This window comes from Hylemonella gracilis, assembly GCF_004328645.1.
Taxonomy (GTDB): Bacteria; Pseudomonadota; Gammaproteobacteria; order Burkholderiales; family Burkholderiaceae_C; genus Hylemonella; species Hylemonella gracilis_B.
Genome location: NZ_CP031395.1, coordinates 3,214,211 through 3,228,355, shown reverse-complemented (window position 1 = coordinate 3,228,355; position 14,145 = coordinate 3,214,211). Strand labels below are relative to the sequence as shown.

At 63.2% G+C, this 14,145-nt stretch carries 13 protein-coding genes and 1 other RNA gene; 12 read left to right on the top strand and 2 right to left on the bottom strand.

Annotated features, from left to right (window positions below; genetic code table 11):
* The first annotated feature begins 17 nt into the window (after positions 1 to 17).
* From DW355_RS15075 to DW355_RS15035, 9 genes are all read left to right on the top strand, one after another.
* Positions 18 to 386 (top strand): response regulator, encoded by a 369-nt coding sequence (locus DW355_RS15075; RefSeq protein WP_131281268.1) that lies wholly within the window; start codon positions 18 to 20, stop codon positions 384 to 386.
* Positions 387 to 417: 31 nt separating this feature from the next.
* Positions 418 to 708 carry an STAS domain-containing protein gene (locus DW355_RS15070; protein ID WP_431733182.1) on the top strand — a complete coding sequence of 97 codons (291 nt, stop codon included), beginning with the start codon at positions 418 to 420 and terminating at the stop codon, positions 706 to 708.
* A gap of 23 nt (positions 709 to 731) precedes the next feature.
* Positions 732 to 2,960: a chemotaxis protein CheA gene (locus DW355_RS15065; RefSeq protein ID WP_131281264.1), complete on the top strand. Its 2,229-nt coding sequence runs from the start codon at positions 732 to 734 to the stop codon at positions 2,958 to 2,960.
* Between the two features lie 87 nt (positions 2,961 to 3,047).
* Positions 3,048 to 4,724 carry a methyl-accepting chemotaxis protein gene (locus tag DW355_RS15060; protein ID WP_131281262.1) on the top strand — a complete coding sequence of 559 codons (1,677 nt, stop codon included), beginning with the start codon at positions 3,048 to 3,050 and terminating at the stop codon, positions 4,722 to 4,724.
* A 63-nt stretch (positions 4,725 to 4,787) separates the two neighbouring features.
* Positions 4,788 to 5,303 (top strand): chemotaxis protein CheW, encoded by a 516-nt coding sequence (locus DW355_RS15055; protein WP_242671203.1) that lies wholly within the window; start codon positions 4,788 to 4,790, stop codon positions 5,301 to 5,303.
* Positions 5,304 to 5,334: 31 nt separating this feature from the next.
* Positions 5,335 to 6,135 (top strand): CheR family methyltransferase, encoded by an 801-nt coding sequence (locus DW355_RS15050; protein WP_131281258.1) that lies wholly within the window; start codon positions 5,335 to 5,337, stop codon positions 6,133 to 6,135.
* A 7-nt stretch (positions 6,136 to 6,142) separates the two neighbouring features.
* A complete protein-coding gene (locus DW355_RS15045) occupies positions 6,143 to 6,700 on the top strand; it encodes a chemotaxis protein CheD (RefSeq protein WP_242671202.1) in 558 nt (185 codons plus the stop codon).
* Positions 6,697 to 7,776: a protein-glutamate methylesterase/protein-glutamine glutaminase gene (locus tag DW355_RS15040; protein ID WP_131281256.1), complete on the top strand. Its 1,080-nt coding sequence runs from the start codon at positions 6,697 to 6,699 to the stop codon at positions 7,774 to 7,776. The genes DW355_RS15045 and DW355_RS15040 overlap by 4 nt, the downstream gene beginning before the upstream one ends.
* 13 nt (positions 7,777 to 7,789) lie before the next feature.
* Positions 7,790 to 9,046 carry an EAL domain-containing response regulator gene (locus tag DW355_RS15035; protein ID WP_131281254.1) on the top strand — a complete coding sequence of 419 codons (1,257 nt, stop codon included), beginning with the start codon at positions 7,790 to 7,792 and terminating at the stop codon, positions 9,044 to 9,046.
* A 16-nt stretch (positions 9,047 to 9,062) separates the two neighbouring features.
* Here the strand turns inward: DW355_RS15035 and ffs are convergent.
* Together ffs and DW355_RS15025 are read right to left on the bottom strand one after the other, a co-directional pair.
* An RNA gene (ffs, locus tag DW355_RS15030) (signal recognition particle sRNA small type) lies at positions 9,063 to 9,159 on the bottom strand.
* Positions 9,160 to 9,208: 49 nt separating this feature from the next.
* Entirely contained in the window at positions 9,209 to 10,828 is a 1,620-nt protein-coding gene (locus DW355_RS15025; protein WP_131281252.1) for a methyl-accepting chemotaxis protein, read from the bottom strand.
* A 199-nt stretch (positions 10,829 to 11,027) separates the two neighbouring features.
* Here DW355_RS15025 and dnaX point away from each other — a divergent pair, with 199 nt between their 5' ends.
* The 3 genes from dnaX (at position 11,028) to recR (ending at position 14,018) form a co-directional block, all read left to right on the top strand.
* Positions 11,028 to 13,016, top strand: a complete 1,989-nt coding sequence (dnaX, locus tag DW355_RS15020) for a DNA polymerase III subunit gamma/tau (RefSeq protein ID WP_131281250.1) — start codon at positions 11,028 to 11,030, stop codon at positions 13,014 to 13,016.
* Between the two features lie 66 nt (positions 13,017 to 13,082).
* Entirely contained in the window at positions 13,083 to 13,415 is a 333-nt protein-coding gene (locus tag DW355_RS15015) for a YbaB/EbfC family nucleoid-associated protein (RefSeq protein ID WP_131281248.1), read from the top strand.
* A gap of 12 nt (positions 13,416 to 13,427) precedes the next feature.
* Positions 13,428 to 14,018 (top strand): recombination mediator RecR, encoded by a 591-nt coding sequence (recR, locus tag DW355_RS15010; protein ID WP_131281246.1) that lies wholly within the window; start codon positions 13,428 to 13,430, stop codon positions 14,016 to 14,018.
* Positions 14,019 to 14,145: the final 127 nt, after the last annotated feature.

The window sequence follows — 14,145 nt, the reverse complement described above, 5'->3', positions numbered from 1 at the left end:
TTGAAAAGGTATTCAGCATGGCCAAGACCATCATGGTGGTGGATGACTCCGCCTCTTTACGCCAAGTCGTCGGCATTGCGCTGCGCGGTGCGGGATATGAGGTGATCGAAGGTTCCGATGGCAAGGACGCGCTGTCCAAGCTGACAGGGCAGAAGGTGCATCTCATCATCAGCGACGTGAACATGCCCAACATGGACGGCATCAGCTTCGTCAAGGCGCTGAAACAGCTGCCGGCCTACAAATTCACTCCGGTCATCATGCTCACCACGGAGTCCCAGGAAGCCAAGAAGGCCGAAGGGCAGGCCGCCGGCGCCAAGGCCTGGGTCGTCAAGCCCTTCAGCCCCGAAGTGATGCTCAACGCGGTTCAAAAACTGATCCTGCCTTGAATTCAGGCGCGAGGAAAACCGGGAGATGGCCATGTTGCACATCGCAGGCGAGTTGACGATCTACAGGGCCGCGGAGCTCAAGGAACTGCTGCTGCAGGCGCTCGGGCAGTCATCCGGCGATCTGGAGATTGATCTGTCCGGCGTGACGGAAATGGATGTTGCCGGATTGCAGGTGCTCATGATGGCCAAGCAGGCCGCCCAGGCCCTGCAGCGGAACCTGCATCTGATGAACCACAGTCCCTCGGTGGTGGAAGTCTTCGAGATTCTGAACGTCACGGCTTTTTTTGGTGATCCCCTGGTCATCAGCGAAAGCCCGGCCTGATTGCCGCCTCTGGAGTAGACCCCGTGAATCTAGATGCCGCTCTGAAAACCTTCATTGTCGAGAGCCGTGAAATGCTCGTTGACATGGAAAATGCCCTGTTGACCATTGAGCAGACCCCCGATCGCGATGAATCGGTGAACGCGATTTTTCGCGCCGCCCATACCATCAAAGGTTCGGCGGGCTTGTTTGGCCTGGACCACATCGTGGCTTTCACGCATGTCGTCGAAAGCGTTCTGGATCACGTGCGTGATGGGCACCTAGAGATAGACGATGAGCTGGTCGTTCTTCTGTTGTCCAGTGGTGATCATTTGGGAACGCTGATCACCGCCATCGAAGAAGGACAGATGAGCGCCAGCGAGGCGCTGGATGGCGTGACAGTGCCCTTGCTTGCCCAACTGCGCACCTATGTGCAACGCGCGGGTGGGCCGGCGCTCGCGGACGCTTCGATCACGGTGAGCACGGCGGTTGCTACCACCCGCGAAGACGATGCTCGGCTCGAGCGGATCGCGCGCGATGGCACCGACCCCCGTAGCCATTGGCACATTTCGCTGCGATTCGGCCCGAACGTGCTGCGCAATGGCATGGATCCCTTGTCGTTCATTCGCTATCTTGGCAGGTTGGGCAAGATCGTCGGAATCGCGACCTTGCCCGATGCTCTGCCGCCCGCAGCTCAGATGGATTCCGAGTCCTGTTATCTCGGGTTCGAGATCGCCTTTTCCAGCAGCGCCAGCAAGTCGACCATCGAAGGCGTGTTCGAATTCGTGCGCGACGACGCTCGGATCCGCATCATTCCGCCCGAGGGTAGGCTGCAGGAATACGCGGACCTGATCCGCGAATTGCCCGAGCAGGACATTCGTCTCGGCGAAATCCTGGTGCATTGCGGCAGCATCACCCAGCATGAGTTGGAAGAGGCCTTGTCCATCCAGCAAAATGCCCTGGCAGACGCGCAGACTGCGGGTCAGGCCGACCCCGAGGTGCCCATGCTGGGCAAGATCCTGATCGATCAACAGGTGGTCGAGCCCCAACTGGTGGATGCCGCGCTGGAGAAGCAAAAACGCATCATCGAAAAGAAATCCGGCGACGGCAAGGCGCAGGAGAACAAGACGGTCCGCGTGGATGCGGACAAGCTGGATCAACTGATCAACCTGGTGGGAGAACTGATCATCGAGGGCGCGACATCCAGCTTGCTGGCGCGTCAGTCAGGAAATCCCCAGTTGGAGGAGAGCACCTCCAGACTCTCGGGTCTGGTGCAGCAGGTCCGTGACAGCGCGTTGCAACTGCGCATGGTCAAGATCGGAGGGACTTTCAGTCGTTTCAATCGCGTGGTGCATGACGTCGCCCGTGAACTGGGCAAGGACATCGTGCTGCGTCTGTCGGGCGAGGACACGGAACTCGACAAGACCGTGGTCGAGCGCATTGGTGATCCCCTGACCCACCTGGTGAGAAACTCGATGGACCACGGCATCGAGCCGGTCGAACGTCGCCTGGCGTTGGGGAAACCGGCGCGTGGAACGGTCAGCCTGAACGCTTACCACGACTCGGGCAGCATCGTCATCGAGGTCGGTGACGATGGCGGCGGTCTGCGCCGCGACAAGATATTCGCCAAGGCGGTGGAGCGTGGACTCATCGATCCGGGTCGGGTGCTGACGGACAGCGAAGTTTACGCACTGATTTTCGAGCCCGGGTTTTCCACTGCCGACACGGTGACCAATCTCTCGGGGCGTGGCGTGGGCATGGACGTTGTCAAGCGCAACATCACCGCCTTGCGGGGCAGCGTGGACATTCAGAGCGTTGAGAACGTGGGCACCACGGTGACCGTGCGACTGCCGCTCACCCTGGCCATCATCAATGGATTCCAGGTGTCGGTTGGCGGATCAGTCTTTGTGATACCCCTGGACATGGTCGAGGAATGCGTGGCGTACAGCGACGAGGGCGAATCGCACTACACGAATCTACGTGGCGAGGTACTGCCCTTTGTGCGACTGCGCGAAATCTTTGATCTGCAGGAGCCACTTCCAAGTCGTCAGAACATCGTGGTGGTTCGGCATGGCCGGCAGAAGGCCGGCATCGTCGTGGATGCCTTGAATGGCGAGCTGCAAACGGTGATCAAGCCTCTGGGCAAAGTATTCCAACGCGTGCGTGCCATCAGTGGCTCGACCATCCTAGGCAGTGGGGACGTTGCGCTGATCCTGGACGTGCCTGCCTTGCTGCAGGAAGCCACCGAGGAAGTTCCCAGCATTCCGGATCCGTAAGTTCGTATCACGCTTGACTGAAGAGCGTTCCACGGGGCCGCGTGCGATCGCCCCATTCCGTTCAACATACAAGGAAAGAACAGCCCCATGTTTTCACATTTCACGATCGGCGCCCGCCTGATCGCAGGCTTCATTCTCACGGCCTTGATTGCCGCCGTGGTCGGTTTTGTCGCGCTGCGCAGTTCGGCCTCCATGAATGATCTGGCCGAGGCCATGTACTCCAGGGAGTTGATGGGTCTTTCGCACATCAAGGAGGCCAACGTCGCTTTGCTGGCCGTGGGTCGGGCTCGCTCGAATTTTCTGCTTGCCACCAGCGAAGAGGAGCGGGCGCGTCACCTGGAGTCGGTGAAGAAGAATTCCGCCGCCGCGAAGGAGCGCATTGATCTGGCGCGACCGCTGTTCGTGTCAGACCGGGCCAAGGTGTTGTTCGCTCAGATCGATCAGCTCTGGGGAACTTACCAGCGCGACATGCACGACTCGTTGGAGATGGCGCGTAAAAAGCCGCTGGCTGACCGCGATGTCGAGCTTTCCCATGCCTTGGCCAAGGTGCGTGAGTCTGCGGACAATCTGGACAACATGTTCTCCGAACTCAATCAGCAGAAAGAGCAAAGGGCCCAGGTCGCGAACGACGAAATCGAGGCGCTCTACTACAGCAGTCGCAACATGATGATCGCGCTGATCGCATTCGGCGTTCTGCTCGGCGTCGTGCTGGGCTTTGCCATCAGCCGCAGCGTGACACGTCCGCTCGCCAAGGCCGTGATGGTTGCTGACGCCCTGTCCGAGGGCGATCTGAGCGCGGACATTGAAGTGAAGGGGCGTGACGAGACCGCGCAGCTGCTGTCGGCGATGAAAAACATGGTGGGCAGACTGTCGCAGGTGGTTGCCGAGGTCAACAATGGTGCCGAATCCCTGGCGAGCGCTTCCGAGGAGGTTAGCGCCACGGCGCAGGCCCTGAGTCAGGCCGCCAGCGAGCAGGCCGCGGGCGTCGAGGAGACCAGCGCGTCCATCGAGCAGATGACTGCATCCATTTCCCAGAACACGGAGAATGCCCGCGTGACCGACGGCATGGCGACCCAGGCTGCCTCGCAGGCGACCGAGGGCGGCGAGGCGGTCAAGGCGACCGTATCCGCGATGAAGCAGATTGCGCAGAAGATCGGCATCATTGACGACATCGCCTATCAGACCAATTTGCTGGCCTTGAACGCCGCGATCGAGGCGGCCCGCGCGGGCGAGCATGGCAAGGGCTTCGCGGTTGTCGCGGCCGAGGTTCGCAAGCTGGCCGAGCGCAGCCAGGTAGCCGCCCAGGAAATTTCCACCGTTGCCTCCAGCAGTGTGGAACTCGCCGAGAAGGCCGGGCACCTGCTCGACCAGATGGTGCCGAGCATCAAGAAAACCTCGGATCTGGTGCAGGAAATCACTGCCGCGTCCGAGGAGCAGTCTTCCGGTGTATCACAGATCAACTCCGCAGTGGGGCAGTTGAGCCAGACCACACAGCAGAATGCCTCCAGCTCAGAGGAACTGGCCGCGACCAGCGAGGAGATGAGCAGTCAGGCGGAGCAGTTGCAGCGCACCATGGCCTTCTTCAAGGTGGGGGACGGCCGCATGGTGCAGGCTGCCACGGTAACTGCCTCTTTGGCGCGCAAGCCGGCCGCTCCCGGCCGGGGACGCGCGCTGGCGACCCGTGGTGAATCCAGGATCAAGCCTTCCGCGCCCGTCTCTTTTCAGGAGCGGGAACCTGATGAAGCCAACTTCGTCAAGTTCTGACACAGCGGATGGAGCTCACCTATGACAGCACTCGTTCCAAGCGGATCTTCGAATCCGAACGCGATGGCGGTCGCCACGCATGACCAGGAACCCACGCAGTACCTGACATTCATGCTCGGTGGCGAGGTCTATGCCATCGGCATCCTGTCCATCAAGGAGATCATCGAGTACGGTGGCCTGACCACCGTCCCCATGATGCCGGGCGCGATTCGGGGTGTCATCAATCTGCGTGGCGCCGTGGTCCCCGTCATGGATCTGTCGGCGCGTTTCGGTCGAACTTCGAGCGGAGTGACCAAGCGCACCTGCATCGTGATCGTCGAGACCGAGGACCAAGGCGAGCATCAGGTCGTTGGCGTGATTGTCGACGCCGTGAATGCGGTGCAGGAGATCGCACCCGCGGAGATTGAACCCGCACCCAACTTCGGCATGAAGATCGCGACCGATTTCATCGCCGGCATGGGCAAGGTGAATGGCAAGTTCGTGATCCTACTGAACATTCATCGCGTGCTGCAGGTGGATGATCTGGATCAGCTGCAAGGCATCGCGCAGCTGGCCGCGCCGGACGATTCCCAGGTCTGAAACCGGTTGCACGAGGGGAGAGCAGGCGTCAATGGCGGACATCAAGGACCATGAATTCACGAAATTCCAGAGCTTCATCTTTGACCAGGCGGGCATCACGCTGTCTGATGCCAAGAAGGCCTTGGTCAGTGGTCGCCTTGCGAAAAGGCTGGCGTATCACAAGCTGGACAGCTACTCCGACTATCTGAAGCTGCTGCAGGGAGGGTCGAATCCGGGCGAAATGCAGATCGCCGTGGATCTGCTGACGACGAACGAAACCTACTTTTTCCGGGAGCCCAAGCACTTTGATCTGCTGCGCAAGATTGCCCGTGAGGCGGCGCAGGAGAACCGCGGTTTACGCGTCTGGAGCGCCGCAAGCTCAACCGGCGAGGAGCCCTACAGCATTGCCATGGTGCTGGCCGATGCGCAGGCCAGCCTGCCCTGGACGGTATTGGGCACGGATGTGAGCAGCAGGGTGCTGCGTCACGCCCGCATCGGTCATTATCAGCAGGAGCGAGGGAGCAATATCCCCGCCGAATTTCTCAAAAAGTACTGCTTGCGCGGTACGGGTACGGAAGCTGGGACCTTGCTGCTGCAGCGCGAACTGCGGGAGCGCGTGCAATTTTCACAAGTCAATTTGAACAGACCATTGCCCGCGCTGGGGCAATTTGACATCATCTTCCTGCGCAATGTGCTGATCTATTTCAGCAATGAAACCAAGCGACAGGTCGTGCAGCGCTTGCTGGGACATCTGCGTTCCGGCGGGTATCTGCTGATCGGTCATTCCGAGACATTGAACGACATCACCACTGCGGTTCGAGCGGTCGCACCATCGATCTACATGAAGCCCTGAGTTCGTCATGAGTCCGTCCATGGTCAAGGTGTTTCTCCTGCCGGGGGATTTTTATGTCGGTGATGAACGCAGTCACATCCGGACATTGCTGGGGTCCTGTGTATCGATCACCTTGTGGCATCCGCACCTGCGTGTGGGGGCCATGTCCCATTTTCTGTTGAGTGGCCGCTCCGGCGAGAAGCGGCTGAACGGGCGGTACGGTGAGGACTCCCTGGAGCTTATGTTGAACAAATTTAGACTGGTCGGCGTGTCTCCGCAGGAGTGCGAGGCCAAGATTTTCGGCGGAGGAGCCATGTTCACGACCGACGGTTCCATCAAGCTGAAGGACATCGGGCGCAGCAACGGCAATGCCGCCCGCGCGATGCTGCTGTCCCACCACATACCCATTGTGGGCGAAAGTCTCTTCGGGACCGGTTACCGCAAGATCATGTTCGATGTCATGACGGGGGACGTCTGGATGCACCATGTCAGACCCAATGATCCGACCTTGCTGGTGACCCGCAGGGTGCTGCAGGATATTGAGAAGACCGATCTGGACCGTCTCGATACAAAGATGGTCTCATGAGCATCAAGGTCCTCATCGTTGACGACTCTGCCGTGGTGCGGCAGGTGCTGTCGGCCGTGCTGCGCAGCGATCCGGCGCTGGATGTCATGAACGCAGCATCCGATCCCATCCTCGCCATGGAACGCATGAAGGCCACCTGGCCTGACGTCATCGTCCTGGATGTGGAAATGCCGCGCATGGACGGACTGACCTTTCTGCGCAAGATCATGGCCGAGCGTCCGACTCCGGTCGTGATCTGCTCGACGCTGACGGAGAAGGGTGCCAAGACGACGATTGAAGCGCTGTCGGCGGGTGCGGTCGCCACCATCACCAAGCCCAAGCTCGATCTCAAGAACTTCCTGAATGCCAGCGCCCGCGAATTGATCTCCGTGGTCAAGGACGCGGCGGGTGCCAATGTGTCGCGCCTGGCGCGGCATGGCGCTGCCGTGTCCGTCGCGCCGCGCGACAAGAACACGGCGGATGTCATCCTGCCGCCTGCCGCCGAATCGCGCGCCCTGGCCCAGACCACCGAGCAGGTGATCGCGATCGGCACGTCCACGGGAGGCACGCAGGCGCTGGAGGAGGTGCTGGTCGACCTGCCGCGCGTGAGTCCGGGCATCGTCATCGTGCAGCACATGCCCGAGAAATTCACCGCCGCCTTCGCAGCGCGCCTCAACGGCTTGTGCCAGATCGAGGTCCGCGAAGCGGTGAACAACGATCGTGTTGTACCCGGGCGTGCTCTGATCGCGCCTGGTGGCAAGCACATGCTGCTGCGCCGGGCCGGTGCCCAGTATTTCGTCGAGGTGGTGGATGGCCCCTTGGTCAACCGGCATCGTCCCTCCGTTGACGTGCTGTTTCGTTCCGTCGCCAAATGTGCGGGCGCCAATGCCTTGGGTGTGATCATGACCGGCATGGGGGACGATGGCGCCGCTGGCCTTCTGGAGATGCGCACTGCCGGCGCTCGCACCGTGGCGCAGGACGAAGCCACCTGCGTGGTCTACGGCATGCCCAAGGAAGCCGTGAAACGCGGGGCGGTCGAGAGGAGTGTTCCCCTGCAGGCAATCCCCCGGGAAATACTCCAGCAGGCGGGGCGATGAGGGCTGGCCACGCATGGCCGTGCTGGCGAAGGCGATGACCGAGTACGGCGCTTTCGTCGCTCTCGTGGTTGAGGACAGCCTGCCCCAGCGCGCACACCTGGTGTCCTTGCTGCAGAAGTTCGCGTTTGGTCAGGTCCTGGAAGCGGTCGATGGTCGCGAGGCCTTGCAAGTCATTGAGTCGCTGGCGGGCGGTCGCATCTACCTTCTGGTTACCGACGTCGACATGCCTGGCATGGATGGCATCGAACTCATTTCCAAGGTCGCCGAGCGGCATTGTGTGGACCATCTGGTCGTCACGAGCGCGCGTGATCCCCGCCTGCTGGAGACGGTGGAAAGCTTGGTCGCGGAGGATGTCCGGCTGCAATTGCTGGGCACCCTGCCCAAGCCGATCACCCTGGCCGATCTGAAGCGATTGCTTGCACGGGCCCATGCCGGAGGCGCGAGCCAGACGCCGCAGATCGTCGACCCTCAGGATAGTCGGGAGATCGAGGATGCCCTGTCTGCTGGCCAATTTGTGCCCTTTGTCCAACCCAAGGTGGAAATCGGCACTGGGTTGCTCAAGGGCGTGGAGGTACTGGCACGCTGGCAACATCCGACCCGTGGCCTGCTCGGTCCTGCGGCCTTCATTGCCAGCCTGGAGGGCACGCCCCTGATGGCGCGTTTTACGCTTGCCCTCGTGGAGCAGTCGCTGCGGCTGCTCACGCAATGGCACCGCTTCATGCCGACCCTGACGCTGTCGGTGAACCTCTCCGCCGAGGATCTCGCCGATCGTGGCTTTGTGGACCAATTGACGTCGGTGGTTGGTGCGCATGGCGTTTCCCCTTCATCGGTCGTCTGGGAGGTGACAGAGACCGCGATCTTGAACAAACCGGCGCTGGCCCACCTTGCCCGTCTTGGATTGCGCGGCTTCGGCTTGTCGATCGATGATTTCGGGATCGGCTACTCCTCAATGCAGACCCTCTCGCGCAGCCCATTCACTGAACTCAAGATCGATCGCGCCTTCGTGGACGGGGCCTGCAGCCGCAGCAATCGCCTTGCCATCCTGAGCAGCTCACTGGAAATGGGGCAGCGTCTGGGCGTGACGACCGTGGCCGAAGGCGTGGAGTCGGAAGCTGACTGGAGGCTCTTGCGCAGACTGGGCTGCCAGGTGGCGCAGGGTTACTTGATCGCCAAGCCTATGCCGCCCGAAGAATTACTGCCCTGGGCCCGCAAGGCGCGGCCGCGTCTGCGTGCTCTGGCACAGGGTGAAGGTTCCGAGCGTCAAGCCTGAACCGTCATGGGTGTAGGGTGACGGACCTCGACCCCGGCACTGGCGCCACGGTGTGGGCTGCTTGGTTCCCCACCTGACCCGGTAGGCCGCTTTGCCATGCGGGAAGGCCCGTCGAGGGGCATTGTAGCGGAGCCGTCATGGGGGCTACGGCCCCACGCCTTCTCAGGCCACAGCCGGACCAGGGATGCCGCGCAATGGCGTCGCCGGCCGTCGTGACGGGGCCGCCAAGGCGGCGGGCTGGGAAGAGCCAACTTGAAAGACGCTGACGGTGCGCGCGAGCTGATGGGCCTGGGATTCCAGCGACTGGGTCGCGGCGGTGGATTCCTCCACCAAGGCCGTGTTCTGCTGGGTCACCAGGTCCATCTGCGACATGGCCTGGTTGACCAGTTCCAGTCCCGCCGTCTGCTCATGCGTGGCCGCGCTGATCTCGGCCACGATGTCGCGCACGCGTTGCACGCTGGTCACGACCTCGCGGATGGAGGCCCCGGCCTGTTCCACGAGCTGGGTGCCCGCATCTACCCTGTTCACCGTGTCGCCGATCAGGCCCTTGATTTCCTTGGCCGCCTCCGCCGAGCGTTGGGCCAGGCTGCGCACCTCGCTGGCCACCACCGCGAAGCCCCGGCCCTGCTCGCCCGCGCGCGCGGCTTCCACCGCCGCGTTCAATGCCAGGATATTGGTCTGGAAGGCGATGCCGTCGATCACGGCGATGATGTCCACGATGCGCCGCGAGGCGTCGTGGATGCTGCTCATCGTCGCCACCACCTCGTCGGCCACGTGACCGCTGCGCGCCGCTTGCGTGGCGGTTTCCTGGGCCAGCTGGTTGGTCTGGCGGGCGTTGTCCGCGTTGTGGCGTACCGTGGCGGTGATCTCTTCCATGGAAGCCGCTGTCTGCTGCAGGGAACGGGCTTGTTCTTCGGTGCGGCCCGACAGGTCCAGATTGCCTGCCGCGATCTGGGTGGCCGAGCTGGTGATGGCTTGAGACCCCTGCAGCACGTCGCCCACGATGCCGCGCAGCCGTTCGGTCATGTCCCGCAGTGCGTGCAGCAGTTGTGCGGCCTCGTCTCGGCCGTCAGTGCGTAGCTCGCGCGTGAGATCGCCGTCGGCCACGGCCCGCGCCGCCTGCACGGCCTGCGTCAGTGGCTGGACGATGCTGCGCGTGAGCGACCAGGCGATCAACGCGCCCGCCACCGCGATCGCCAGGCCGATGCCGCCCAGCAGGGCGTAGCCTTGGGCCGCGCTGCCATCGATGTCGGCACCGACGCGGTCGATGCTCGTGCGCTGGTGGTCGCGCAGGCTTTGCAGGCCGCCCAGGTAGTCGCGCGAGGCCGGCAAAAACGTTTGCTCGAACAGCCGCTGAGCCTGGTCGAGCTGGCCGGCGGTCTTGGCGGTGATGATTGCGTCCCGCGCCTTGATATAGGCTTGGCGGTACTCGGTGACCTTGTCAAACAGGGCCTGCTCCTGCGGGTTGGAGATGAGCTTGGCGAACTGCGCCTGACGCTCGCTGATTTCCTTGCTGGAAGCGGCGTTGGCAGCCGCGAACAGTTCGGTCAGGGCGTTGTCGCTGCTGCGCGCGATGGCCGTGGCGCGCTGCACGCTGGCGCTGATGCCGGCGTACCAGTCCGTCACCAAGCGTTCCTTCTGCAGGGGTTCCTGCATCATCTGGCGCGTGGCGTCTGCGGTATGGCGGAGTTGGTGGATCCCGCTGACCAGCATGATCAGGGCAAAAACGATGAGCAGACCGAAGCCTGCGGCCAGGCGGGTGCCGATGCGGTGGTTTTTCATGGAAGGTCTGAACCCGTCCGGGCCTGGCCCGAGGAGGCGCTGCGCTGCGGTTTGTTACAAATCGAGGGAGCTTAACAATCCTGTAATTCAGATTGTTTTATAGGGTTTTATCGGATTGACTCACTTAATTTGAAGAAGAGTCGATGGGGTGATGGCGAGTCCCAGGGGCCGCAGCGGGCAGCACATAGAATCCGTGCCCATGTCTTATCTCGTGCTCGCCCGCAAATACCGTCCCCGGAGCTTCTCCGAAATGGTGGGCCAGGAGCACGTCGTGCAGGCTCTCGCGAACGCGCTCACACAGCAGCGTCTGCACCATGCCTATCTGTTCACGGGCACGCGGGGTGTTGGCAAGACCACGGTTTCGCGGGTGCTGGCCAAGTCGCTGAACTGCACCGGGCCGGACGGGCAGGGCGGCATCACGGCCCAGCCCTGTGGGGCCTGCCCGGCCTGTCGGGACATCGATGCCGGTCGTTTCGTCGACTACACCGAGCTCGACGCCGCTTCCAATCGTGGCGTGGATGAGGTACAGGCCTTGCTGGAGCAGGCGGTCTACAAGCCGGTGCAGGGGCGCTTCAAGGTCTTCATGATCGACGAAGTGCACATGCTGACCAACACGGCCTTCAACGCCATGCTGAAGACCCTGGAGGAGCCGCCCGAGTACCTGAAGTTCGTTCTGGCGACGACCGATCCGCAGAAGGTACCGGTCACCGTGCTGTCACGCTGCCTGCAGTTCAACCTGCGACCCATGGCGCCCGAAACAGTGCTGGAGCACCTGACCCGCGTGCTGGCCGCCGAGAACGTGGCGGCCGAGGCCGGCGCCCTGCGCCTGCTCTCGCGCGCCGCGCGCGGTTCCATGCGTGACGCCCTGAGCCTGACCGATCAAGCCATCGCCTTCGGCGCCGGGCGGCTGGAGGAGGCGGCCGTGCGCCAGATGCTGGGCAGCGCCGACCGCGGCCATGTGCTGCGCCTGATCGATGCGCTGGCCCGGGGGGATGGATTGACCGTCATCGAGACTTCCGAAGCCTTGCGCCTGCACGGTCTGTCCGCCGCCGCGACCCTCGAGGAGATGAGCGCCGTACTGCAGCGCATGGCCGTCAATCAGGCCACGGGCGGAATGCACGCGGACCCCGCCGATCCTGACGGCGCGGAAATTGCCCGTCTGGCGACGATCTTGCCGCCCGATGAGACGCAGCTGCTCTACAGCATCTGCCTTCATGGCCGAGCCGAGCTGGGCCTGGCGCCCGATGAATACGCCGGTCTGACCATGGTGCTGCTGCGCCTGCTGGCCTTCAAGCCGGGCGCCAATTTAGGTGCTGCGCAGGAAAAAAAAACTCTAGCGTTGGCTGAAGCCGCGCCGCGGGCCGTGGCCACGGCTTCGCCGGTCCCGGAATCCATGCCGGCCTCCCGGTCTGCGCCGATTTCCATTCCCGCGCCGCAACCTGTCGCGCGGATGGCTGCGCCTCAGGCGCCCATGCCCGCCCGGTCGATCGCGCCCGTGGGTTCGGCAGCGTCCGCCCCCTTGGCGATGAACCCCGTGGACAACGCACCCGCGCTGAAGCCCGCCGAGTCATCGGCGGCCTCCGCAACTGCGTCCTCAGCCTCGCTCCGGCCAGGCCAACGCCTGCCCGTGGTGGACGCGGTGCGCCCCGCCGCGTCGCTGGCCTCGCGCCCCATCTCGGCCACTCCGCAGTCATCCTCCGAGCCCATGCCCTTGCCCGTGCGCACGGCCCCCGAGGCGCGCCTGGACACTCCCGCACCCGGTGCCGCGGGCACGCCCCTGGTGCCGACCGAGGAGGGTAATTTCTGGCATGGCCTGGTGCGCCAGCTCATCGCCGCCGAGGCCGTGACCGCCTTGGTGCGTGAACTGGCTTTGCAATCTCAACTGGTCGCGCGCGATGCCAACGGAAGCAGCCAGCACTGGTTGCTGCGCGTCGAGCGGGAATCGCTGAATTCCGGCAGCAGCCGTGAGCGTCTGCAGACCGCCTTGCAGGCTGCCGGCCACGCCGTGACCCTGACCGTGGAAATCGGGCGTGTCAGCGACAGTCCGGCCAAGCGCAATGCCGCCGCCGCCGCCGAGCGACAACAGGCCGCCGAGCAACTGATCCACGAAAACCCCTTTGTGCAGGCGATGATGCGCGACTTTGGCGCGAAAATCGTGCCTGGCAGCATCAAGGCGGTGGACGCCTGAGCTCACGCCCCGGGCGCGGCGCGGGCGCGCGTCTCGCTTCGACTCAATCATCTGAAAAGGAAAAGCATGTTCAACAAAGGACAACTCGCGGGCCTCATGAAGCAGGCCCAGGCCATGCAGGACAACCTCAAGAAGGCGCAAGACGAGATCGCCCTGATGGAAGTCACGGGCGAGTCGGGCGCGGGTCTGGTCAAAGTCACGATGACAGGCAAGCACGACGTCAGGCGTGTCGTCATCGACCCCAGCCTGCTGGCCGACGACAAGGACATGCTGGAGGACCTGGTGGCCGCAGCCTTCAATGCTGCCGTGCGCAAGGTCGAGGAAACCTCGCAGGAGAAGATGGGCAAGCTGACCGCTGGCATGCCAGGACTGCCCGGCGGCCTGAAGTTTCCCTTCTGATTCGAAGCCTGCGTGTCCGATCCGCATTCCCTCGACGCCCTGATTCATGCCTTGCGTCGCCTGCCCGGCGTGGGGCAACGGTCGGCGCAGCGCATGGCCTTCCATCTACTGCAGCATGACCGCGAAGGCGCACAGCTGCTGGCCGGGGCCCTGCAGCAGGCGGTGGCGCAGGTACGGCATTGCGCGCGTTGCCACACCTTCAGCGAAACCGAGGTCTGTGCCTTGTGCAGTGACCCGGCCCGCGATACGAGTCGCCTGTGTGTCGTGGAAACACCCGCAGACCAGATGGCGCTCGAACGAACAGGCGCCTACAAGGGCCTCTACCATGTGCTCATGGGGCGCCTGAGCCCGCTGGATGGCATTGGCCCGAAGGACATCGGTCTGCCAGCCCTGATGGCGCGCGCGGGTGACGGCAGCGTGCATGAAGTCATCATCGCCACCAACTTCACCGCCGAGGGGGAGGCCACGGCGCATGTGATCACCGAAGGCTTGAGAAGCCGAGGGGTGGCTGTCACGCGGCTGGCGCGCGGCGTGCCCATCGGCAGCGAGCTGGAGTACGTGGACTTGGGCACGATCGCCCATGCCTTGGCGGATCGGCGTTGATGACGCAGCCCGGCCTTGGGGCGACTGCCGGTTTGCGCGGTGTGTCGGACGGGTACGAATATTGCTCGTTTGTGCCACGCTTCGGGCCCTGGCCGAACGGAAGCCAAGTCGAGTAGGCACGCCCCGG